At 56.0% G+C, this 21,562-nt stretch carries 21 protein-coding genes; all 21 read left to right on the top strand.

Annotation, left to right across the window (positions count from 1 at the left end; genetic code table 11):
* The first annotated feature begins 2 nt into the window (after window positions 1–2).
* The 21 genes from MWU60_RS04770 (at window position 3) to MWU60_RS04670 (ending at window position 21,465) form a co-directional block, all read left to right on the top strand.
* Window positions 3–305: an urease subunit gamma gene (locus MWU60_RS04770; protein ID WP_247225979.1), complete on the top strand. Its 303-nt coding sequence runs from the start codon at window positions 3–5 to the stop codon at window positions 303–305.
* Window positions 306–314: 9 nt separating this feature from the next.
* The gene (locus tag MWU60_RS04765) at window positions 315–620 is read left to right on the top strand and encodes an urease subunit beta (RefSeq protein ID WP_247225978.1); all 306 of its coding nucleotides are present in this window, start codon (window positions 315–317) and stop codon (window positions 618–620) included.
* 1 nt (window position 621) lies between these two features.
* The gene (gene ureC, locus MWU60_RS04760) at window positions 622–2,331 is read left to right on the top strand and encodes an urease subunit alpha (RefSeq protein ID WP_247225977.1); all 1,710 of its coding nucleotides are present in this window, start codon (window positions 622–624) and stop codon (window positions 2,329–2,331) included.
* The gene (locus tag MWU60_RS04755; protein WP_247225976.1) at window positions 2,331–2,798 is read left to right on the top strand and encodes an urease accessory protein UreE; all 468 of its coding nucleotides are present in this window, start codon (window positions 2,331–2,333) and stop codon (window positions 2,796–2,798) included. Before ureC ends, MWU60_RS04755 begins: the two co-directional genes overlap by 1 nt.
* Window positions 2,788–3,432 carry an urease accessory UreF family protein gene (locus MWU60_RS04750; protein WP_247225975.1) on the top strand — a complete coding sequence of 215 codons (645 nt, stop codon included), beginning with the start codon at window positions 2,788–2,790 and terminating at the stop codon, window positions 3,430–3,432. Before MWU60_RS04755 ends, MWU60_RS04750 begins: the two co-directional genes overlap by 11 nt.
* Window positions 3,429–4,040 (top strand): urease accessory protein UreG, encoded by a 612-nt coding sequence (gene ureG, locus MWU60_RS04745; RefSeq protein WP_247225974.1) that lies wholly within the window; start codon window positions 3,429–3,431, stop codon window positions 4,038–4,040. Before MWU60_RS04750 ends, ureG begins: the two co-directional genes overlap by 4 nt.
* Window positions 4,041–4,161: 121 nt before the next feature.
* Window positions 4,162–4,566 carry a VOC family protein gene (locus MWU60_RS04740; protein WP_247225973.1) on the top strand — a complete coding sequence of 135 codons (405 nt, stop codon included), beginning with the start codon at window positions 4,162–4,164 and terminating at the stop codon, window positions 4,564–4,566.
* A 110-nt stretch (window positions 4,567–4,676) separates the two neighbouring features.
* Window positions 4,677–6,248 (top strand): CoA-transferase, encoded by a 1,572-nt coding sequence (locus MWU60_RS04735; RefSeq protein ID WP_247225972.1) that lies wholly within the window; start codon window positions 4,677–4,679, stop codon window positions 6,246–6,248.
* A complete protein-coding gene (locus MWU60_RS04730; protein ID WP_247225971.1) occupies window positions 6,245–7,012 on the top strand; it encodes an enoyl-CoA hydratase/isomerase family protein in 768 nt (255 codons plus the stop codon). The genes MWU60_RS04735 and MWU60_RS04730 overlap by 4 nt, the downstream gene beginning before the upstream one ends.
* Before the next feature lie 4 nt (window positions 7,013–7,016).
* The gene (locus MWU60_RS04725; RefSeq protein ID WP_247225970.1) at window positions 7,017–8,537 is read left to right on the top strand and encodes an aldehyde dehydrogenase family protein; all 1,521 of its coding nucleotides are present in this window, start codon (window positions 7,017–7,019) and stop codon (window positions 8,535–8,537) included.
* Between the two features lie 40 nt (window positions 8,538–8,577).
* Window positions 8,578–9,828, top strand: coding sequence for an ABC transporter substrate-binding protein (locus MWU60_RS04720; protein WP_247225969.1), 1,251 nt, complete (start codon window positions 8,578–8,580; stop codon window positions 9,826–9,828).
* 84 nt (window positions 9,829–9,912) lie between these two features.
* Window positions 9,913–10,806 carry a sugar ABC transporter permease gene (locus tag MWU60_RS04715; RefSeq protein WP_247225968.1) on the top strand — a complete coding sequence of 298 codons (894 nt, stop codon included), beginning with the start codon at window positions 9,913–9,915 and terminating at the stop codon, window positions 10,804–10,806.
* Window positions 10,806–11,687, top strand: a complete 882-nt coding sequence (locus MWU60_RS04710) for a carbohydrate ABC transporter permease (protein ID WP_247225967.1) — start codon at window positions 10,806–10,808, stop codon at window positions 11,685–11,687. Before MWU60_RS04715 ends, MWU60_RS04710 begins: the two co-directional genes overlap by 1 nt.
* 4 nt (window positions 11,688–11,691) lie before the next feature.
* Window positions 11,692–12,804, top strand: coding sequence for an ABC transporter ATP-binding protein (locus tag MWU60_RS04705; RefSeq protein WP_247225966.1), 1,113 nt, complete (start codon window positions 11,692–11,694; stop codon window positions 12,802–12,804).
* Complete coding sequence (locus MWU60_RS04700) at window positions 12,804–14,285, top strand: GMC family oxidoreductase (RefSeq protein WP_247225965.1); 1,482 nt, start codon at window positions 12,804–12,806, stop codon at window positions 14,283–14,285. The genes MWU60_RS04705 and MWU60_RS04700 overlap by 1 nt, the downstream gene beginning before the upstream one ends.
* On the top strand, window positions 14,282–15,877 hold the full coding sequence (locus MWU60_RS04695) for a GMC family oxidoreductase N-terminal domain-containing protein (RefSeq protein WP_247225964.1): 1,596 nt from the start codon (window positions 14,282–14,284) through the stop codon (window positions 15,875–15,877). The genes MWU60_RS04700 and MWU60_RS04695 overlap by 4 nt, the downstream gene beginning before the upstream one ends.
* Window positions 15,874–16,182, top strand: coding sequence for a Dabb family protein (locus tag MWU60_RS04690; RefSeq protein WP_247225963.1), 309 nt, complete (start codon window positions 15,874–15,876; stop codon window positions 16,180–16,182). Before MWU60_RS04695 ends, MWU60_RS04690 begins: the two co-directional genes overlap by 4 nt.
* A 16-nt stretch (window positions 16,183–16,198) precedes the next feature.
* Window positions 16,199–17,206 (top strand): LacI family DNA-binding transcriptional regulator, encoded by a 1,008-nt coding sequence (locus tag MWU60_RS04685; protein WP_247225962.1) that lies wholly within the window; start codon window positions 16,199–16,201, stop codon window positions 17,204–17,206.
* Window positions 17,207–17,282: 76 nt separating this feature from the next.
* On the top strand, window positions 17,283–18,446 hold the full coding sequence (locus MWU60_RS04680; RefSeq protein WP_247225961.1) for a Gfo/Idh/MocA family oxidoreductase: 1,164 nt from the start codon (window positions 17,283–17,285) through the stop codon (window positions 18,444–18,446).
* 20 nt (window positions 18,447–18,466) lie between these two features.
* Window positions 18,467–20,548, top strand: a complete 2,082-nt coding sequence (locus tag MWU60_RS04675) for an FAD-binding protein (RefSeq protein WP_247225960.1) — start codon at window positions 18,467–18,469, stop codon at window positions 20,546–20,548.
* Window positions 20,545–21,465 carry a sugar kinase gene (locus tag MWU60_RS04670; RefSeq protein ID WP_247225959.1) on the top strand — a complete coding sequence of 307 codons (921 nt, stop codon included), beginning with the start codon at window positions 20,545–20,547 and terminating at the stop codon, window positions 21,463–21,465. Before MWU60_RS04675 ends, MWU60_RS04670 begins: the two co-directional genes overlap by 4 nt.
* Window positions 21,466–21,562: the final 97 nt, after the last annotated feature.

Genomic DNA, 21,562 nt, shown 5'->3' with positions numbered 1-21,562 from the left:
AGATGCAACTGACCCCCAGAGAAAAAGACAAACTGCTGGTCGCGATGGCCGCGGAGGTTGCGCGCAAGCGCCTTGCGCGTGGCGTAAAGCTGAACCACCCAGAGGCTATTGCGCTGATCACTGACGCAGTGGTTGAGGGCGCGCGTGATGGGCGGTCTGTGGCGGATATGATGACGGCAGGTGCGCAGGTCATCACCCGCGATAAATGCATGGATGGCATCCCCGAGATGATTCACGAAGTGCAGGTCGAGGCGACGTTCCCCGACGGTACAAAACTCGTCACCGTTCACAACCCGATCAGATAGGAGCCCGCGATGATCCCCGGAGAGATTTTTACCAAAGAGGGCAGCCTGACGATTAACGAGGGCGCTCCTGAGACGACGCTGATGGTCGCCAATACCGGCGACAGACCCGTGCAAATCGGGAGCCATTATCATTTTGCCGAAAGCAACGCGGCGCTGGACTTTGACCGTGATGCCGCACGCGGGCAGCGGTTGAACATCGCGGCGGGGACCGCCGTGCGCTTTGAACCCGGCCAGCGCCGCGAAGTCACACTGATACCGATCAGTGGCGCGCGCCGCATCTTTGGCTTTAACGCAGCTGTCATGGGGGACCTGTGATATGCCAACCCAAGTTTCCCGCCAGGACTATGCCGCGATGTTCGGCCCGACCACAGGCGACCGGGTTCGTCTGGCCGATACAGACCTGATCATTGAAGTAGAACACGACCTGACCACTTACGGCGAAGAGGTAAAGTTTGGCGGTGGCAAGGTGATCCGCGACGGGATGGGGCAAAGCCAGGTCACCCGTGCAGGCGGTGCGGTCGATACGGTCATCACGAATGCGCTGATCGTTGATCATTCCGGCATCTACAAGGCCGATGTCGGCCTGCGTGATGGTCGTATCCACAAGATCGGCAAGGCGGGCAACCCCGACACGCAGCCCAGTGTCGATATTATCGTCGGGCCGGGAACCGAGGCGATCGCCGGTGAAGGCCGCATTCTTACCGCGGGCGGCTTTGACAGCCATATCCACTTTATCTGCCCACAGCAGATGGAGGATGCGCTGCACTCTGGGATTACTACTCAGCTTGGCGGCGGCACCGGCCCCGCGCATGGTACGCTGGCCACGACCTGTACACCGGGGCCTTGGCATATTGGACGCATGCTGCAATCGGTGGATGCGGTGCCGATGAACATCGGGCTTTCGGGTAAAGGCAATGCGTCGCAACCGGAAGCACTGATCGAAATGGTCAACGCCGGTGCCTGCGCGCTGAAGCTGCATGAGGATTGGGGGACCACGCCTGCCGCGATTGACTGCTGCCTGTCTGTGGCAGACGACATGGATGTTCAGGTGATGATCCACACCGATACGCTGAATGAGAGCGGGTTTGTGGAAAACACGGTCGCGGCAATAAAAGGCCGCACAATCCATGCTTTTCATACCGAAGGGGCAGGCGGTGGGCATGCGCCAGACATCATCAAAATATGTGGCGATGAAAACGTCCTGCCGTCCTCGACCAATCCTACCCGGCCGTTCACTGTCAACACGCTGGAAGAGCATCTGGACATGCTGATGGTCTGTCACCACCTTGATAAGTCCATCCCCGAAGACGTAGCCTTTGCCGAAAGCCGTATCCGGCGCGAGACGATTGCCGCCGAGGATATCCTGCATGATATGGGCGCATTTTCGATTATCGCCTCTGACAGTCAGGCGATGGGCCGGGTGGGTGAGGTGCTGACACGGACATGGCAAACCGCCGATAAGATGAAGAAACAACGCGGACGGTTGCCCGAAGAGACGGGTGAAAACGACAATTACCGTGTGCGCCGCTACATTGCCAAATACACGATCAACCCGGCGATTGCCCATGGCATCAGCACGCAGATCGGGTCGATCACCGAGGGCAAGCGCGCTGATCTGGTGTTGTGGGACCCTGCGTTCTTTGGCGTGAAGCCGGAAATGGTGTTGATGGGCGGCATGATTGTCTGCGCGCAGATGGGCGATCCGAACGCATCCATCCCGACGCCGCAACCTGTCTATACCCGGCCAATGTTCGGCGCGATGGGAGGGGCGGTCAGCCACAATGCGGTGACCTTTGTCAGTGCTGCGGCACAGGCCGATGGTATCCGCGACAAGCTGGGGCTGGCCAAGCAAACGGTTGCCGTGAAGGGGACCCGGAATATCGGCAAGCGTGATCTGGTACTGAACGACGCCTTACCGGATATCGAAGTGCATCCAGAGACCTATGAGGTCCGCGCGAACGGCGAACTGCTGACATGCGAGCCCGCGACGGAACTGCCGATGGCACAGCGGTATTTCTTGTTCTGATGGCCGATTACACCTCTCATACCGTCAAGAAAGTTGGCACATGGTCAGATGCCTTTGAACTTTGCGTTCTGACCTATGATGAACGGTTTCTACGGCGCAAAGTGATCAAAACGGCGCATGGCGAAACGCTTTTGGTGAACCTCGCGCATACGACTTCACTGGATCATGGCGATGCTTTTGAACTGGATGATGGCCGCCTGATTGAAGTTGTCGCCGCGGAGGAGCCATTGCTGCAAGTCACCGGCGATCTTGTGCAATTGGCGTGGCACATCGGCAATCGGCACACGCCCTGTCAGATCGAAACGGATCGTCTGTTGATCCAGCATGACAAGGTGATTGGACATATGCTCGAACATCTTGGGGCCACTATTCAAGAGGTCAGTGAACCCTTCACCCCTGAAGGCGGCGCTTACGGGCATGGTCGCACCCATAGCCACGAACATGGTGCCACAGCACATGAGCACTAGTGCCGTACTGACACTGTCGCAGTGGCTTTCGCCGTCCTATCCGCTGGGCAGCTTTGCCTATTCTCACGGGCTTGAGGCCGCGATTGCCGAAGGCTGGGTTGATGATCGCGACACCCTGCGCGCGTGGTTGCGCGACGTGCTGACCGACGGGTCCGGTTGGGCAGATGCGGTGCTGTTTTGTGCGGCTTACAGGGCGACCGACGCAAAGGCGTTAATGCAGGTGGATGCAACAGGCCGTGCCTTCGCTGCCAGCCACGAGAGATTACGCGAGAGCGTAAACCAAGGGGCTGCCTTTGCCCGCACGCTTGCCGCGACGTCGCAAGTAGATGTGCCACCGGTGTTGTTTCCTGTCGCCGTGGGCTGGGCCACAGCCCAGCAAAGCGCGCCTTTGCAGATGTCGGCGTCGATGTACTTGCAGGCTTTCGTCAGCAACATCGTCATGGCATGTCTGCGCTTGATGCCATTGGGCCAGACCGATGGGCAAGCACTGATCCAAGACCTGTCGGTCCTTTGTGAAAAAACGGCACGTGCTGCCAGTACCACGACGCTTGACGATCTTCACTCAAACACTTTCCTCTCGGACATCGCAGCGATGCGCCATGAGGTCCAACAACCAAGGCTTTTTCAATCATGACACAGGTAAATGGCCCACTGCGCATCGGGATTGGCGGCCCGGTTGGTGCAGGCAAGACAACGCTAACGGCCCGTTTGGCGCAGTTGATGCATCCTGAAATTTCAATCGGGGTGATCACGAATGACATCTACACACAAGAAGATGCCGAGGCGTTGACTCGCATGCAAATCCTGCCTGCCGACCGGATCATCGGGGTTGAAACGGGTGGTTGCCCGCATACGGCGATCCGCGAGGATGCAAGCATCAACTTGGCGGCTGTGGCGCAAATGCAAGAGCGGCATCCGGACGTGGCCGTCGTGCTGATTGAATCAGGTGGTGACAACCTTTCAGCAACTTTCAGCCCGGAACTCGCAGACCTCACGCTCTATGTGATTGATGTCGCAGCGGGCGAGGAAATTCCCCGCAAAGGTGGGCCTGCTATCACGAAATCGGACGTGCTTGTGATCAACAAAACAGATCTGGCTCCGCATGTTGGGGCCTCGCTGGATGTGATGGAACGCGATGCGACGCTTATGCGGGGTGAAAGGCCCTTCGTGATGACCTCACTGCGCAACGGGGAAGGCGCGACGCGTGTGCTGGAGTTGGTGCGCGAGATGGGCGGGATCTGACGTCAGCAACTAGAAAGGTCCGCATGACAGCGGGTCTTTGTGGTATTCTGCCGCCTGCATTGTCTTGGTCAGTTGTTCAGGCTGTATTGCAAGTTGATGCCAACCAAATGGACTATCACGCATGAATTTTGAGTTTCACCACGTTGCACTCATCGCAAGCAATTACGAAGTTTCTAAGAGGTTTTACACCGAAACACTTGGTTTGAAGGTAATCCTTGAGACATACCGAGAAGACCGCCAGTCGTGGAAACTCGACTTGCGCCTGCAATGTGGGGGACAGTTGGAGATATTCAGCTTTCCGGTCACGCCCAACAGGCCGTCCAGGCCGGAAGCCTGCGGACTGCGGCATCTTGCGTTTCGGGTTTCCGATTTAGACGAAACCGTCCGCATTTTGACAGCCAAGGCGGTAACAGTTGAGCCTGTCAGAATCGATGAGAATACGGGCTCTCGGTTCACATTCTTCGCAGATCCTGACGGTTTACCGCTGGAAATCTATGAAGTGGTGGCCCCTAAAGCGGCTACTTAACAAAGGCTGTCGCCCGTTTTTGATTTCTCCTTGAACTTTTTGGAACGTTCCAGTAGTAATATATGGAACGTTCCAATAAGGCTGCCGGAACTGTGAGTGTGGGGACATCAATGAACAAAGTCGTATCGGTCAGGGAAGCCGTCAGCCGAATAGATGATGGGTCAGTCTTGTCTGTCTCGTCGTCGTCGACGCTTGGATGTCCCGACGCTGTCCTTAAGGCGATTGGCGAACGGTTCGACCAGGAAGGGCACCCGCGCGCGATCACCTCATTGCATCCCATCGCAGCCGGGGACGTCTATGGCGTCAAAGGTATCGACCATATTGCAAAAGAGGGATTGCTTGCCCGCATTTTGGCAGGGTCGTTTCCATCGGGTCCGTCCAACGTTGAAATTCCCGCGATTTGGCGGATGATCGTTGACGACAGGATTGCGGCATATAACGTCCCCTCTGGCATCATGTTTGATATGCATCGCGAGGCGGCCGCGCATCGGCCAGGCGTGCTGACGAAGGTTGGGCTGGATACTTTTGTTGATCCACAGCGCCAAGGCTGCGCGATGAATGATAAGGGGGCTGCGGCGCCCATTGTCGATCGCGTGGCGTTTTTGGGTGATACGTGGTTGCATTTTCCGAACATCGTGCCCGACGTTGCAATCATCCGCGCAACGACTGCCGATGAGCGTGGAAACCTGACCTATGAACATGAAGGTGCCTACCTAGGCGGGCTGGAGCAGGCGATCTGCGTGCGCAACAATGGCGGTCTTGTGATCGCGCAGGTTAAGCGTGTCACCGCTAACGGCAGTTTGCGCCCCCATGATGTCCGCGTGCCGGGGCATTTGGTAGATTGCATTGTTGTTGATGCAGACCAGAAGCAGACAACCCAGACAGATTATGATCCCGCGATTTCCGGAGAGGTGATGCGCCCTTGGGACAGCTTTAGCCACGCGGAACACGGGATCGAGAAAGTCATTGCGCGCCGTGCGGCCCAAGAGTTGCAGCGCGGCATGACCGCCAACTTAGGTTTCGGCATTAGCGCCATGGTGCCGCGCATTTTGTTGGAAGAGGGTTACACTGATGCCGTGACTTGGGCGATTGAACAAGGCGCCGTTGGCGGTGTTCCACTAACCGGTTTTGCTTTTGGTTGCGCATCAAACGCGGATGCATTCGTGCCAGCCCCGCAGCAATTCATCTATTTTCAGGGCGGAGGCTTTGACGTCTCATTCCTGTCGTTCCTTGAGGTCGATGTCCAAGGCAATGTGAATGTCTCGAAGCTGGGCAAAAAACCGTATCTGACGGCTGGCTGTGGCGGCTTTGTCGACATCACCGCGCGCGCCAAAAACATCGTCTTCTCGGGTTGGTTTGAGGCTGGTGCGAAAGTCGACTTGGATGAAAACGGCATCAAGATAGTCGCTCCGGGCAAGTTCACCAAGATGGTGGACAAGGTAGAGCACGTCACGTTTTCTGGCACGCGCGCCCGCGAGCAAGGTCAGAATGTCATTTATGTGACTGAGCGTTGCGTGATCCGGTCTACGGACAAAGGCCTGATCGCGACAGAAATCATGCCAGGTATTGATCCGCGCGAACATATCGTTGGCGCGTCAAGTGGCCGCGTTCAAATCGCTGAAAACGCTACTCAGATGCCAAAGAGCCTGTTGCGCAAAGACGCGATGGGGTTGCAACTTTGAGCGAGATTATCCGCACATATGAAGGCACGACCGCCGTTCTGACGCTGTCTAACCAGAGCAAGCTGAACGCGCTGACCACAGCTATGCTACGCCAACTGGAAACCTACCTGACCGAGATCGAGCACCAGCCTGACGTGCGCTGTGTGATCCTGACCGGGGCCGGAGACAAGGCGTTTTGCTGTGGTGCTGATATCGCCGAATGGGGTTCGCTTGATCCTGCGGAGTTTGCGCGATTTTGGGTCCGTGATGGTCACCGCGTGTTTGACCGTCTTGCGCGGTTCAGCAAGCCAACCATTGGTGCGCTGAACGGTCATGCATTTGGCGGCGGGCTTGAACTGGCTGCATGTTGCGACATTCGCATCATGTCCGCGAAGGCCCGTATCGCGCTGCCAGAGGCCAAAGTGGGCATCGTGCCCGGCTGGTCCGGTACCCAGCGTCTGGCCCGGTTGTTGCCGGAAGCCGTTATCAAGGAAATGGCGATTTTCGGACGTCAGATAACCGCAGATCGCGCCTTCCAGCTGGGTTTTGTAACCTCTTTCTCCAATGACACCATAAAGGCAGCCCATGACGTTGCCGAAACACTTTGTGCGGTCTCACCGCGCGCAAATGAATTGGCTAAAGCGATGATACATGGTGCCGTCGGAGAAGACCGCGCCGCCGCAATTGAAATGCTTGGCAGCGCCGCCGCGGCTGCTACTGCGGATCGGGCCGAGGGTGTCCAAGCATTCCTTGAAAAACGTATCCCAAAATTTGACGGGCAATGAGAAAATGAAAGATTTTACCATTAACAAGGCCATCGCGTTTGAGTTGCCACCCGTTTTTGAGGGCCGCCATTTGATTGATGGCGCTTGGATCGCAAGCACAGATAGGTTTGATCGCGTTTCCCCGTCTCATGGAACAGTGGTCAGCGTTTCGGCGCGTGGCGGCGAGGCGGAAGCCAACGCCGCGATCGCCGCCGCACGTCGTGCGTTTGATGCCGGTGTGTGGAGCCGCATGTCTGGCAAGGCACGCGCCACCACGCTGTTGAAAGTCGCTGATCTGATTGAGGCCAATGTCGAACGGATCGCGCTTTTGGAAACGCTCGAAAGTGGTAAACCCATTAGCCAATCGCGCGGCGAAGTCGGCGGCGCTGCCGATCTTTGGCGCTATGCGGCGTCGCTTGCGCGGACGTCGCATGGCGACAGCCACAATACGTTGGGCGCGGAAATGCTTGGCGTTGTTTTGAAGGAACCGATCGGGGTGGTGTCAATTATCACACCGTGGAATTTCCCGTTTTGGATTCTAAGTCAGAAACTGCCATTTGCGTTGGCTGCGGGCTGTACTGTGGTTGTGAAGCCGTCAGAGATGACACCGTCCTCGACCGTGATGATGGGCGAACTTTTGTTGGAAGCCGGTCTTCCAGCGGGCGTTTGCAATATCGTGTTGGGTTACGGCGATCCGGTCGGCAGTCTGATGTCGACCCACGATGATGTGGATATGGTGACCTTCACCGGCTCAACTGTTGTGGGAAAAATGATCACGCAAGCCTCTGCCGGGACCTTGAAGAAGGTCGCGTTGGAACTTGGTGGGAAGAACCCTCAGGTGATTTTCCCGGATGCGGATCTGGAAAATGCGGCTGATGCCGTGACCTTTGGCGTTTACTTCAATGTTGGACAATGCTGCAATTCATCCAGTCGGATCATCGTGCACGAAGATGTTGCCGAAAGCTTTGTTGCCCGTGTGGTGGCGCTATCCAAACAGGTGAAATTCGGCGACCCGCTTGATCCTGATACCCAGGTGGGTGCGATTGTGACACCTGAACACAACGCCAAGATCCATGCCTACGTCGAAGCGGCTATTGCAGAAGGTGCAACCCTTGAGTTGGGTGGCGGTGCGCTGTCTGTGGACGGGTTGGGTGATCAGTTTTATCAGCCAACTGTCATCAGTGGCGTGCAACCAGACATGCCAATCGCACGCGATGAAGTGTTTGGCCCTGTCCTGACTGTCCTGACATTTCGCACCTTGGAAGACGCGATTGCTTTGACCAATGACAGTGATTTTGGGTTGTCCGCCGGCGTCTGGAGCGAAAACATGCACACCTGTCTGGAATTTGCCCGACGGGCGCAGGCCGGAACCGTTTGGACCAACACCTGGATGGACGGCTATCCCGAGCTTGCCTTTGGAGGGGTCAAGCAGTCGGGACAAGGGCGCGAAATTGGTAGCTACGGGTTCGAAGAATTTCTTGAGGTGAAGTCACTGGTGATGCGCATCGGGCGCAGCCGGGCACCTTGGGTTCAAACCAGCACCTAAAACGGGCTGGGATTACTTAACGCAAATCGGGAGGAAACCAATGCGTTCGTTTCTAAATACAAAGACTGCAATCGCGCTTGCGCTGACTGTCACCGCAGGTTCGGCCTACGCTGAAGATGTTGAGGTGTTGCACTGGTGGACATCAGGTGGTGAAGCCGCCGCGCTGAACGTTCTGAAGGAAGACCTTGAAGGCCAAGGCATTGGCTGGACAGATATGCCCGTCGCTGGCGGCGGTGGTGAGCAGGCGATGACCGTTCTGCGCGCCCGCGTCACCGCAGGCAATGCACCAACTGCCGTTCAAGGCCTCGGCTTTGACATCATTGACTGGGCGAACCAAGGCTCGCTTGCGAACCTGAATGATGTGGCCGCCGCTGAAGGGTGGGACGCAGTTGTTCCTGCTGCTTTGCAGCAGTTCGCAAAAGTTGACGGCGCATGGGTTTCTGCCCCTGTAAATGTTCACTCGACTAACTGGGTCTGGGCGAACAAGGCGGTTCTGGATGCCAACGGCATTGCAGCACCTACTACTTGGGAAGAGTTCACAGCCGCACTTGATACATTGCAGGCCGCCGGTGTGACACCAATTGCCCACGGTGGTCAGGCTTGGCAGGATACAACTGTTTTTGACGCTGTTGCGATGTCTGTTCTGGGCATTGACGGCTACCGTTCTGCCTTCATTGATCTTGATGAAAGTGTGCTTGGTGGCGATGAAATGGTCGAAGCGTTTGACCGTATGGCTGTGATCCGTGCCAATGTGGACGACAACTTCTCTGGTCGTGACTGGAACCTTGCGACAGCTATGGTCATCAACGGAGAGGCCGGTTTCCAGATGATGGGCGACTGGGCGAAGGGCGAATTTCTGAACGCAGGTAAGGTTCCTGGGGAAGATTTCCTTTGCTTCCGTTTTCCAGGCACGCAAGAGCAGGTCACCTTTAACGCCGACCAGTTCATGATGTTTGACCAAAGCGGTGAAGTCTCACCCGAACAGGCCGCACTGGCCTCTGCCATTCTGTCACCATCGTTCCAATCCGCGTTTAACGTGGTCAAAGGGTCCGTTCCGGCGCGTACAGATGTGTCCGACGAAGCCTTTGACGCCTGCGGTAAGCAAGGCATGGCCGATCTGGCTGCCGCTGCGGCCACAGACAACCTTGTTGGATCTGTCGCACACGGTCACGCCAACCCAGCATCGGTTAAGAACGCTATCTTTGATGTCGTCACCGCGCACTTCAACGGTGAATATGACAGCGCCACTGCGGCGCTCGAGCTGGTGGATGCGATTTCCATCGCAAAGTAATCTTGAAAAGATGGGGCGGCGCATGCCGTCGCCCCGCTACCTTGGATATCAAACTCAACCACTTCAATGTGAGGAGGTGGCGTGATGGCCATGCAAGCCGACGCCGATTTCAAAACAAAGCTTCAGATTTGGTTGCCCAAGCTTGTCTTGTCGCCTTCCGTCGCTTTGATGGTGGTGTTCGTCTACGGGTTCATCATTTTCTCAGTCTACCTGTCGTTCACCGACAGCCGTCTATTGCCGTCCTACGGTTGGGTCGGGCTTGAGAATTATTCCAAGCTCTGGCGGCTCAGCCATTGGGAAACCTCGATCACGAACATGGGCATTTTTGCCTTTCTCTATATCGGCATTTGCACTGTTCTGGGCCTGAGTTTGGCGATCTTTCTGGATCAAAAAATCCGCGCAGAAGGTATGTTGCGCACGATCTATCTTTATCCCATGGCGCTGAGCTTCATCGTGACCGGCACCGCATGGAAGTGGTTCCTCGATCCGGGCATCGGCCTTGAGAACGTGATGCAAAGCTGGGGTTGGACCAGTTTTGAATTTGACTGGATCAAGAATAGCGATTTCGCAATTTACACAGTTGTCCTCGCCGCTGTTTGGCAAACCAGCGGGTTTGTTATGGCGATGTTTTTGGCCGGGTTGCGTGGGATCGACAATGAAATTCTGAAAGCCGCCCAGATGGACGGAGCCTCGAATTGGAACCTTTATCGCCGGATTGTTATTCCACAGCTGCGCCCCGCATTTCTATCAGCCTTCGTGATCCTCAGCCACCTTGCGATTAAGACCTTTGATCTTGTCATCGCATTAACAGGCGGCGGGCCGGGCCGGGCGACAGAGTTGCCTGCCACCTTCATGTACTCTTACACGTTTTCGCGTAATCAAATGGGTATCGGCGCGGCATCGGCCACAATTATGCTGATGACGATTGCCGCGATCATGATCCCTTATCTGTACGCCGAATTGCGGGAGAAGAAGTAATGTCTGTCGCAACCCAAGATACCGCCATCCGCACAGGCCGCGTTGTCCGCACCTTGATCTATCTGGTGCTGCTACTGTTCGCTCTGTTCTACATGCTGCCGCTCTACGTGATGGTCGTGAACTCGGTCAAACCGCTGGATGAAATTACTGGTGGCGGCATGATGAACTTGCCGCAGGTTTTGACTTTTGAGCCTTGGGTCAAAGCTTGGTCTGCCGCCCAGATCGGGGTCGAACCAACGGGTCTTTCTCCTTACTTCTGGAACTCGATCAAGATGGTTGTGCCCGCAGTTGCGATCTCGACCGTGCTGGGTGCACTCAATGGCTATGTGCTGACCAAGTGGCGGTTCAAGTACGATACGATCCTGTTCGGTTTGATGCTTTTCGCCTGCTTTATCCCGTTCCAGATCGTGCTGATACCAATGGCGCGGATGCTGGGCATGATGGGGATGGCCGGGTCAACCAGTGGATTGGTTCTGGTGCATGTGGTCTATGGGATCGGGTTCACGACCCTGTACTTTCGCAACTACTATGCGGTTTTCCCAACGGAACTGGTCCGCGCGGCACAGATCGACGGGGCGGGGTTCTTTCAGATATTCTGGCGCATCCTGCTGCCGTCATCAGGGCCCATCGCGGTGGTGTCGATCATCTGGCAGTTCACCAACATCTGGAACGACTTCCTGTTTGGCGCATCGTTTGCAGGCGCCGATAGTCAACCGATGACGGTTGCTTTGAACAACCTCGTGCAGGCCAGTCATGGCGTGAAGGAATATAATGTTCACTTTGCCGGGGCAATCTTGGCCGCACTTCCCACACTCCTCGTATACATCGTCGCGGGCCGCTATTTTGTGCGCGGTTTGATGGCTGGTAGCGTAAAGGGCTAACTCCATGGGCTTTCTCGATATTGATAACACAACCAAGTCCTATGGCGCCGTTGAGGTTCTCCATAAGATCGACATTTCCGTGGAAGAGGGCGAGTTCCTCGTGCTGGTCGGCCCATCGGGTTGCGGGAAATCGACGCTGCTGAATATGATCGCAGGACTTGAGGAAATCACCAGCGGTGAAATCCGCATCAAAGACGCCACCATGAACGGGGTCCATGCGTCCAAGCGGAACATCGCGATGGTGTTCCAGTCCTACGCGCTTTACCCCAACATGACCGTGGGCAAGAACATTACCTTCGGGCTTGAGATGCACGGCGTCCCCAAGCCAGAACGTGACAAGGCGATGAATGACGTTGCCAAGCTTTTGCAGATTGAACAGCTGCTAGACCGTAAACCCGGTGCGCTTTCTGGTGGCCAACGCCAGCGGGTTGCGATGGGTCGCGCTTTGGTGCGCAATCCCGATGTGTTTCTCTTTGACGAGCCGCTATCGAACCTTGATGCCAAACTGCGTGTCGATATGCGCACCGAGATCAAGAAGCTGCATCAAAAGTTGGGCACGACTATCGTTTATGTCACCCACGACCAGATTGAGGCGATGACGCTATCGACCCGTATCGCGGTGATGAACGGTGGCTATGTGCAGCAGTTGGGTACACCGCAGGAAATCTATGACACGCCCGCCAATATCTTTGTTGCGACCTTTATGGGATCGCCTGCAATGAACGTCTTGCCTGCTATGGTTGCTATGGAAAACGGCAAGCCAGTCGCACAGGTTGCCTTGCACGATGGCACCATGACGTCGCTGCCTTTCAGTCAGAACAATATGGCCGATTGGACAGGCAAAGACATCTTACTGGGTATTCGCCCTGAAACGATCACCGATGAAGATGCTGCAGATCGCAAATCATCCAACATCGCGCATATGACCAATCGGATCATTGTGACCGAACCTGCGGGATCAGACACGTTTGTGACGATGACAATGGGCGGCAAGGATGTGATCGCGCGGATGCGGTCAGATGCGGAAGTGAAGGCTGGGGCAGATTTCAGCTTTGCTGTGAATATGGAAAAGGCCGTCGCATTTGACCCTGAAACAGAAACCCGCATAGCGCCCTGATGCAGCCCGATGTTGTCATCATCGGCTCTGGCATGGGTGGTGCAACTCTTGCGGCGGCACTGGCCCCGACAGGGCGCCGTATTGTGATCTTGGAGCGCGGAGAGCACTTGCAACCCTCGCCATATGACCGAGATGCAAAGGCGATCTTTGGTGATGCTGTTTTTCGCCCTGCTGAGCATTGGTTGGATGGGCAGGACGTGTCTTTCAATCCCGGTAATTATTACAACGTGGGCGGCAACTCAAAGTTCTATGGCGCCGCATTGATCCGCTACCGTGAGGTGGATTTTGATCCTGTCGCGCATCAAGGCGGAACCACACCCGGTTGGCCGATCAGCTATGATGATCTCGCCGATGACTATCAAGCAGCAGAGGCGCTTTATGCCGTGCGCGGCAGGTTGGGTGAGGACCCGACCGAGCCGCCCCATGCCGCCGATTACACCCACGGGCCGGTGCCTGATGAAGCGGACATTGCCGATCTGCGAGCGCGGCTCATGAAGGCCGGACTGCGGCCCTGCACGATCCCACTTGGAGTTGATCTCGATCGTTGGCTTGCTGCGGGTCAAACAACATGGGATGCATATCCCAACACATGTGACGGCAAAATGGATGCTGAGACCTGTGGTTTGGCGGCGGCGTTGGCCTTTGAAAATGTGACCCTGCAAACAGGCTGTCTTGTACACACGCTGGTCAGCGATGCAGCCGGGCAGATCACAAGCGTGCGCTATGAAAAGGACGGGCAGGGGGCTTGTATCACAGCCCCGATTATCGTCTTGGCCGCAGGAGCAGTACAGTCGGCGGCGCTGCTACTGGCATCGGCAAATGACAATTGTCCGACGGGGCTTGCGAACCGATCTGATCAAGTGGGGCGCAATTTCATGAACCATAACTGTTCCGCAGTTTTGGCGCTGCATCCGTTACGGCACAATCGAGCAGTTTATCAAAAGACACTGATGTTGAACGATTTTTATCAGGACCCGCCCTTGGGTAACGTACAGATGTTGGGCAAGATCACGGGTCCAATTCTGGCGACCCAGACAAAACTGCCCGCATGGATCGCAAATCTGATCGCGGCGCGCAGTTTTGATTTTTATGCAATGTCCGAAGATCTACCCGACCCTGATAGCCGCGTGATGCTGTGCGACGGCCAGATAAAGTTGGATTGGAAACGGTCGAATTGGGACGCGCATGTGCAATTGGTGAGCCAGTTGAAACGGGCGTTGCGGAGGGCAGGTTTTCCAATGGTAATGTCGCGCGCCTTTGATCGCCGCACGCCGTCGCATCAGTGTGGCACAGCGCGGATGGGTGCGGACCCCAGGACCAGCGTTGTTGACACGTTCTGCCGCAGCCATGATCACCAGAACCTCTTTATCGTCGACGCCTCGGTTCTACCGACATCAGCAGCCGTGAACCCCGCTTTGACCATCGCAGCACTCGCTTTGCGCGCAGGCCGCCATATCATCCAGACGGAGTTTGCCGCATGACCACCACTGGCTATGATTTTATTGTGATCGGTGGGGGCTCTGCCGGTTCCGTTATCGCTGCACGCCTGAGCGAAGACCCCGCGGTGCAGGTTTTGCTGCTTGAGGCCGGTGGCAGCGACCGTCATCCGTTTTTCCACCTCCCTGCTGGTTTTGCGAAGATGACCAAAGGCATCGGGTCCTGGGGTTGGTCCACCACGCCGCAGCGCGCGATGCAGAACAAGGTGTTCAACTACACCCAAGCCAAGGTGATTGGCGGGGGATCCGCGATCAATGCACAGATTTATACGCGTGGGGCAGCACAGGATTATGATGAATGGCGTCAAATGGGATGCGAAGGGTGGAGCTATGCTGACGTGCTACCCTACTTCAAAAAGTCCGAGGATAACGACACCTACGAAGGTGAGTTTCACGGCAAAGGCGGCCCGATGGGTGTTTCGATGCCCTCTGCGCCACTTCCAATCTGTGATGCGTTTATCGCGGCAGCCGGGCAGGCAGGTATTCCCGAAACAAAAGATGTGAATGGCGCAAAACAGGATGGTGCCGGTTATTACCAACTGACCCAGCGCCATGCGCGGCGGTCCTCTGCGGCGATGGCATTTCTTGCGCCCAACAGGGGGCGGCCAAATCTGACGATCCAGATGCAGGCGCACGTGCGTCGCATTACCGTGGAAAACGGCAAGGCGACCGGCGTTGAGATGGCTGATGGTCGGACGATCACGGCAGATCGCGAGGTCGTTTTGTCATCGGGGGCTATTGGCTCTCCACGTCTGTTGCAGCTTTCGGGCATTGGTCCGGCGGATCATCTCAAAGAGCTTGGGATCGACGTGGTCTTCGACCAGCCCGGTGTTGGTGCCAATCTGCAAGATCATCTTGACCTCTATGCAATCTGCGAGGTGACGGGTCCGCATACGTATGACCGCTTTGCGAAGCTGCATTTGTCGGCCCTCGCGGGGTTGCAATATCTGTTTCAGCGGAAGGGGCCCGTGGCCTCTAGCTTGTTTGAAACCGGTGGCTTTTGGTATGCGGATGAAAATGCCCGTTCGCCTGATATCCAGATGCATCTGGGGCTGGGAACAGGGATTGAAGCCGGAGTAGAGGCAATGCCCAATGGGGGCGTCACACTGAACGCATGCCACTTGCGCCCACGGTCGCGTGGCACGGTGCGGCTGCAAAGTGATAATCCAGCGGATATGCCGCTGATTGATCCAAACTATCTGTCAGACCCTTATGACCGCGAGATGTCGATCCGCGGCTTGAAACTGGTACAGAACATCCTTTCACAAGATGCCCTGAAGCCCTTCATCATGGCTGAGCGGTTGCCCGGACCTGATGTGCGGACGCACGAAGACTACTTCAATTTCATCTGCGTGCATTCGAAGACATCGCATCATTGTGCCGGGACCTGCCGGATGGGGACCGATGCTGATGCCGTTGTTGACCCGCGTTTGCGGTTTAATGGAATTGAGGGCCTGCGGGTCGCTGATGCATCAGTCATGCCGCAAGTGAATTCATCCAATACAAACGCGCCTACGATCATGATCGGGGAAAAGGCTGCGGACATGATAAAGCAAGATCAAGGAATGAGCATATGATCCGCCACATCGTTTTGACGAAATTCAAACCTGAAACGGCCGAAGCGAAAGTGGCCGAAATCTACGCCGGACTGTCAGCACTGGCCGAAGAATTGCCGGGAGCGCAGAATTTCACCGGCGGCCGATCTGAAAGCCCTGAAAAGATTGAGCGCGGTTATATGCATGGCTTTGTCATAGATTTCGACAGTTGGGACGCGCTGCAAAACTATGCAGATAATCCGACGCATCAGATGCTTGGTGGTCAGCTTGTCGCGAATGCGATAGGGGGGATTGATGGCATTTTGGTGCTTGATTTGGATGTGTGACGCAGGCGAAAACTGAATGGGGCAGAGACCGACAATCCTTGATGTGGCCAAAAAGGCTGGCGTGTCGAAGTCCACGGTCAGCTTGGTCTTGCAACAAAGTGCCTCGGTCAAAGAGTCTACCCGCGTCGCTGTGCGTCAGGCGATGGCGGATATCGGGTATGTCTACAATCGCTCTGCTGCGACGCTGCGGTCGTCTTCGTCTGGCCTTATCGGGTTGGTTATCAACGACCTGCGCAATCCTTTCTTTGCCGAATTTGCGACGTCGTTTCAGATGGAATTGGCCCAAAACGGGTTCGCGACGGTGCTGGCAAATACGGATGAGGATCCATTGCTGCAATCACGGACGATTTCATCGTTGATTGAGCATGGGGTGTCCGGGTTTGTGATTTCACCGGCTTACGGGCAGGAAGAAGATACGCTCGCGGTGATTGAGGCGGCTGGTGTCCCCACGCTGCAAGTGTTCAGAGCATTGTCGCAGGATGACGATAGGTTTCCTTTTGTCGCCCCAGATTACAAACTTGGTGGCACATGCGCGACAGAACATCTGTTGGAAATGGGCTGCAAACGCATCGCCTTTTTGGGCGGTCTGAACGGGCGTGCTGTAACCCAAGAACGCATGAGTGGGTATCTGGATGTCCTCGCGCGTCATCGCCAGGAGCCTGTTATCCTGACTGGTGAAGTAACGCGTCGGTTTGGCAAACAGATGGTGGCCAAGCTGGCCGCAGATCACCCCGACGTGGACGGTGTGATCTGTTTTAATGATCTTGTGGGCTTGGGTGTTTTGTCTGCTTGTGTCGAAAGTGGCATTCAAGTCGGGCGCGATCTGCGGGTGGTTGGATTTGACGACATTCAGGACTGCCAAGACAGCTTTCCCGCCCTGTCCTCAGTCAGCTGTCATATCCCAGATTTCGCAAAGACCACAGCCGCGCAAATTCTGTCATGGATCAATGATGGGGTGCGTCCCAATGACCATCAACGTTCAGAGGTTGAACTGGCGATCCGGGCCTCTAGCGGTCAGCCGTAAAACTTGACGCGCAGGTCCATCATAGGTAGTTATCAGTCCACGTTTGGAACGTTCCAAAAATGCGGAGATCACTGAGATGACGGAAGTCAAAGTTGCTGTTTTAGGTGCATCAGGTTGGATGGGCAAAACCCACACGATGGCCTTTCAGACATTTCCGCATTTCTTTGGGCAAGGGGGTGGCACAGCCCGGGTTGTCGCTTTGGTGTCGCGCGACCCAAAGGCCGAACAGGACCTGGCCTTCCGCGCGCCGGGTGCAAAAATCCTGAAAGACTGGCAACAGGCCGTGGCAGACCCAGAGGTTGATCTGATCGACATCTGCCTGCCTGACAACATGCACTACGAAGTTGCGAAAGCGGCCTTGCTCTCGGGGAAACATGTGTTCTGCGAAAAGCCGTTGGCCGATACCGCTGAACAAGCAAGAGAGCTGGCCGAGATTGCGGCCCAAAAAGGCGTCATCACACGCGTCGGTCACGCTTTCCCGCGCAATCCCGTGCACGATCTGGCCAAGGAGATCATCGACAACGGCGAAATCGGCCAGATTAAGATGTTCAAAGGTTGCCAGCATGTCGACATGTTCGGCGATCCGCTTGCGCCGCATATGTGGCGGGCAAATGGTGATTTGGCGCCGACGGGCATCGTCGGTGATACCGGAAGCCATGTCTTCAGTTTTATGGCGTTTCTTGTTGGGCGGGTCAGTTCGCTAATCGCTGACAACTTCATTGTGACGGACAAGCGCCCGGTTGTTGAAGGGTCTGCATTTGGTGATGACAACGCGCTTACGGGTGACGAGGACTGGGCCGATGTCACCAACCCTGATGGGTCCAACATCCTTTGCACTTTCGCCAATGGTGCACGCGGTTTGGTGGATTTTAGCCGCGTTGCAACTGGTCGCAAGTTCATGCAAGCCTATGAAATATATGGTACAAAAGGTAGTCTGTCATACAACTATGACGAGGTCAGTCGCCTGCGGTTTTACTCTAACGACGACAGGGTCGGACGGCGCGGGTATCGCGCGATTGATGTGGGCCCCGAACATGAGACTTACAAAGCTTTCTTGCCGCTGCCGAATTTTGGACTGGGATATAACGAGAGCAAGATCATCGAAGCGGCCGAGATCGTGCGGTCGATAACCACCAACCAACCCATGTGGCCGACGTTCGAGACCGGCCATCATATTTGCCAAATCGTTGATGCCTGTATGACATCGTCGCGCCTGAAACGCTGGGTCGATATCGACTGAACAAAGAAGGTCAACTGCCTGTGACATCGCGTGTCCCCCAATCAATCCTCGATGCGTTGACAGACGTTGAGATGCCGCGCCTGCGCCCTGATCCTGATGCGAATAATCATGTGGAGGTTGGAGGTTACAGCGTGCCGATGTATCGCTCCGGCTGTCTGGTCGTGGGTAGTGGGGCGGCAGGATTACGCGCCGCAGTTGAGGCAAAGCGCCGGGGCGCGGATGTTACCATTATTAGCCAAAGCGCGTGGGGTGGTACGTCGGCCTGTTCCGGGTCGGACAAGCAGACGTTGCACACTGCCAACACCGCCGATCAAGGGGATAACTTCAAAGACATGGCGCGTTCTATCCGCGCTGGCGGTGCGATGGATGAAGACATCGCCTATATTGAGGCTGTCGGTTCCACGCGGGCGATGGCCTCGTTGCAGTTCATGGGCTTGCCTTTGCCGCAGGACCGTCTTGGTGGCACGCTACGCTATAAGACGGACCACGACGACGTGGGTCGTGCGACAAGTTGCGGGCCACGCACGTCGCGCCTGATGGTTAAGGTCTTGGCGACCGAGGCGTTGCGCCTCGATATTCCTTTCTTGAACCAGACAACCGCGATCAAAGTCCTGACGCAAGGGGCGGGCGATGCACGTCATGTGGTCGGGCTTTTGGCGATACGACCGAAAGACAAGTCTGACGCAAACCCCTATGGCTTTACGGTGTTCACGTGCACGGCCCTCGTTATCGCAGCAGGTGGACCGGGTGAGCTCTACCGTGACAGTGTTTTCCCCAATGGGTGCTTTGGCACGTTGGGTCTGGCTCTTGAAACAGGGCTGGAACTTGTGAACATCACAGAAAGCCAATTCGGTATCAGCACACGTCGAGAAGGATTCCCATGGAACTTGTCCGGCACCTACGTCCAAGTCATCCCGCATATCTATTCGGTTGATGACGCTGAAAACGAGCATCATTTTCTGGCCGATTATTACCGGACAACACAGGAACTGGCATCGAATGTGTTTCGCAAAGGCTATCAATGGCCGTTTCATGCGTCACGGATGCTAGATTTTCAATCCAGTCTTGTCGATCTGGCGATCTTTCGTGAAGGCCAAAAGGGGCGGCGGGTGTTCATGGATTTCAACCGCAATCCCTTGCCGGTACCGGGCGATCAGCCCTTCAGCCTTGCGCGGTTGGATGATGATGTCAGCAATTATCTGAAGACGGCGGGTGCTTCGCACGAGTTGCCGATCCATCGGTTGCGCCACATGAACCCGCTGGCGATTGAACTTTATAAGCGGTACAAGGTGGATATCACCACCGATCCGTTGGAATTTGCCGTCAACAACCAGCACATGAATGGAGGGATTGCTGTTGATACATGGGGCTGCACCAATGTGGGCGGCATCTATGCCATCGGTGAGGCTGCAGGTACGCACGGCGTAACCCGACCAGGAGGCTCAGCCCTGAATGCAGGGCAGGTCTTTGGCACGCGCGTGGCGGAGCATATTGCAGCCAGTCGGCAGGCTGTGATGCCGCAGGATGCAGATGTCATGGATCAGGCGGCGCAGGCCGTTGCTGGCATTGAGGCCACTCTGACGATTGATAGCGAACTGACGGCGCAAGAGATCCGCAAGCAAGTCCAAACACGTATGAGCGATAGCGCAGGTATCCTGTGCCACCCCGGTGATATCAGACGAAGTCTTGCGGATGCGCAGGTCCTCAATGATGCAATCCGCGCAAATGGTGTGACCTTCACTCGCCCGGCAGAGGTTGCGAGGGTCCTGCAATGGCAGCAAATGGCGCTTGCCTCAGAAGCGGTCCTGACGGCGCTTGATACCTATGTCGCAAGCGGGGGTGGTAGCAGAGGCGCGCGTGCCGTTTGCGATCCCGAAGGTGATGCTTTGCCAATGGCGGTGACGGGCCCGTTGACTGATGTCCGCTTTCGCAGCGAACGTGAGGTCGATAAATTGGAACAATTGATTGTGCGGCTGGCGGGACAGCGCATGGTCGTATCGAGGCGTCCGAACCGCACATTTGACGAAGCGGACAAAGCTTTCTTCGAACGCGACTGGCCCGCTTGGCTAACCGGCGCGATCTATCGGGCGGAACCTGAATGATAAGTTTCAAATCAAACAAGGTCGTCGCCATTGGCGAAGCGATGATTGAAATGGCAGTAGTCGGTGACAACCAATACCGCCGGAATTTTGCCGGCGACACATACAACACTGCATGGCACATGGCTCAGCTTCTGGGGGGCAATGCAGTTGTCGGGTTTGTCACCTGCGTTGGGACCGATACGCTTTCTGATGCGTTTGTAGCGGAACTTAAACAAGATGGTTTGGATCTTACCGCCGTCAGACGCATTTCTGACCGAACCATGGGCCTTTACCTGATCGCATTGGATGGCGTCGAACGCAGTTTTCACTACTGGCGTAGCGCATCAGCTGCCACATGTTTGGCCGACGATCCTGACTGGCTTGCCAATGCTGTGGAGGGGGCAGGATTGATCCATGTGTCCGGTATCACGCTGGCAATCCTCGCCCCTGAAAGCCGGGTGCGTTTGCTGCGCGTACTCAAACAGGCGCGGGCAGAGGGCGTGCGGGTTTCGTTTGATCCAAACGTTCGACCCAAGCTTTGGACTTCGACGCAGGAAATCCGCACAACGGTATCGGATTTCCTGGCTGTGACCGATATCGCCTTGCCAAGTTTTGATGACGAACAGCTGATTTGGGGCGACGAGACGCCGGAAAAGACGATCAAACGCCTCGATGGGGCTGGCGTAGCAGAGATCATCGTCAAGAATGGTGAAGCTCCGACCATGGGACAGTCGTTTGCCGTACCAGCACCAGCGATCACCGGTATCCGCGACACGTCCGGGGCAGGGGACGCGTTCAACGCAGGCTATCTTGTCGCGCGGTTGCAAGGGAAGGGCTCGCGCGATGCTGTCGATTTGGGTCACGAAGTCTCTGGCGAAGTGATCCGCCATTTTGGTGCGCGTATTCCCAAACAGAACATCCCCAAGCTTGTGCTGTGAACACACCTTGAATGGTTATGACTGATCGCAAGCTTATTGCATAAAACGAGCAGGTCTGCGGCTCTTCGAGCAAGGAGGCGCGGTCCTGCGATCAGGT

It is taken from the genome of Yoonia sp. F2084L (assembly GCF_023015625.1).
In the GTDB taxonomy this organism is placed as follows: Bacteria; Pseudomonadota; Alphaproteobacteria; order Rhodobacterales; family Rhodobacteraceae; genus Yoonia.
Note: the sequence above shows the minus strand (reverse complement) of the source record. Positions and strands in the feature narration are given on the sequence as shown.

What these genes read in the sequence shown, in the direction of transcription:
- MWU60_RS04770 (WP_247225979.1), top strand. Translation starts at nt 3, where the DNA reads ATGCAACTGACCCCCAGAGAAAAAGACAAACTGCTGGTCGCGATGGCC.
- MWU60_RS04765 (WP_247225978.1), top strand. Translation starts at nt 315, where the DNA reads ATGATCCCCGGAGAGATTTTTACCAAAGAGGGCAGCCTGACGATTAAC.
- ureC (WP_247225977.1), top strand. Translation starts at nt 622, where the DNA reads ATGCCAACCCAAGTTTCCCGCCAGGACTATGCCGCGATGTTCGGCCCG.
- MWU60_RS04755 (WP_247225976.1), top strand. Translation starts at nt 2,331, where the DNA reads ATGGCCGATTACACCTCTCATACCGTCAAGAAAGTTGGCACATGGTCA.
- MWU60_RS04750 (WP_247225975.1), top strand. Translation starts at nt 2,788, where the DNA reads ATGAGCACTAGTGCCGTACTGACACTGTCGCAGTGGCTTTCGCCGTCC.
- ureG (WP_247225974.1), top strand. Translation starts at nt 3,429, where the DNA reads ATGACACAGGTAAATGGCCCACTGCGCATCGGGATTGGCGGCCCGGTT.
- MWU60_RS04740 (WP_247225973.1), top strand. Translation starts at nt 4,162, where the DNA reads ATGAATTTTGAGTTTCACCACGTTGCACTCATCGCAAGCAATTACGAA.
- MWU60_RS04735 (WP_247225972.1), top strand. Translation starts at nt 4,677, where the DNA reads ATGAACAAAGTCGTATCGGTCAGGGAAGCCGTCAGCCGAATAGATGAT.
- MWU60_RS04725 (WP_247225970.1), top strand. Translation starts at nt 7,017, where the DNA reads ATGAAAGATTTTACCATTAACAAGGCCATCGCGTTTGAGTTGCCACCC.
- MWU60_RS04720 (WP_247225969.1), top strand. Translation starts at nt 8,578, where the DNA reads ATGCGTTCGTTTCTAAATACAAAGACTGCAATCGCGCTTGCGCTGACT.
- MWU60_RS04715 (WP_247225968.1), top strand. Translation starts at nt 9,913, where the DNA reads ATGGCCATGCAAGCCGACGCCGATTTCAAAACAAAGCTTCAGATTTGG.
- MWU60_RS04710 (WP_247225967.1), top strand. Translation starts at nt 10,806, where the DNA reads ATGTCTGTCGCAACCCAAGATACCGCCATCCGCACAGGCCGCGTTGTC.
- MWU60_RS04705 (WP_247225966.1), top strand. Translation starts at nt 11,692, where the DNA reads ATGGGCTTTCTCGATATTGATAACACAACCAAGTCCTATGGCGCCGTT.
- MWU60_RS04700 (WP_247225965.1), top strand. Translation starts at nt 12,804, where the DNA reads ATGCAGCCCGATGTTGTCATCATCGGCTCTGGCATGGGTGGTGCAACT.
- MWU60_RS04695 (WP_247225964.1), top strand. Translation starts at nt 14,282, where the DNA reads ATGACCACCACTGGCTATGATTTTATTGTGATCGGTGGGGGCTCTGCC.
- MWU60_RS04690 (WP_247225963.1), top strand. Translation starts at nt 15,874, where the DNA reads ATGATCCGCCACATCGTTTTGACGAAATTCAAACCTGAAACGGCCGAA.
- MWU60_RS04685 (WP_247225962.1), top strand. Translation starts at nt 16,199, where the DNA reads ATGGGGCAGAGACCGACAATCCTTGATGTGGCCAAAAAGGCTGGCGTG.
- MWU60_RS04680 (WP_247225961.1), top strand. Translation starts at nt 17,283, where the DNA reads ATGACGGAAGTCAAAGTTGCTGTTTTAGGTGCATCAGGTTGGATGGGC.
- MWU60_RS04670 (WP_247225959.1), top strand. Translation starts at nt 20,545, where the DNA reads ATGATAAGTTTCAAATCAAACAAGGTCGTCGCCATTGGCGAAGCGATG.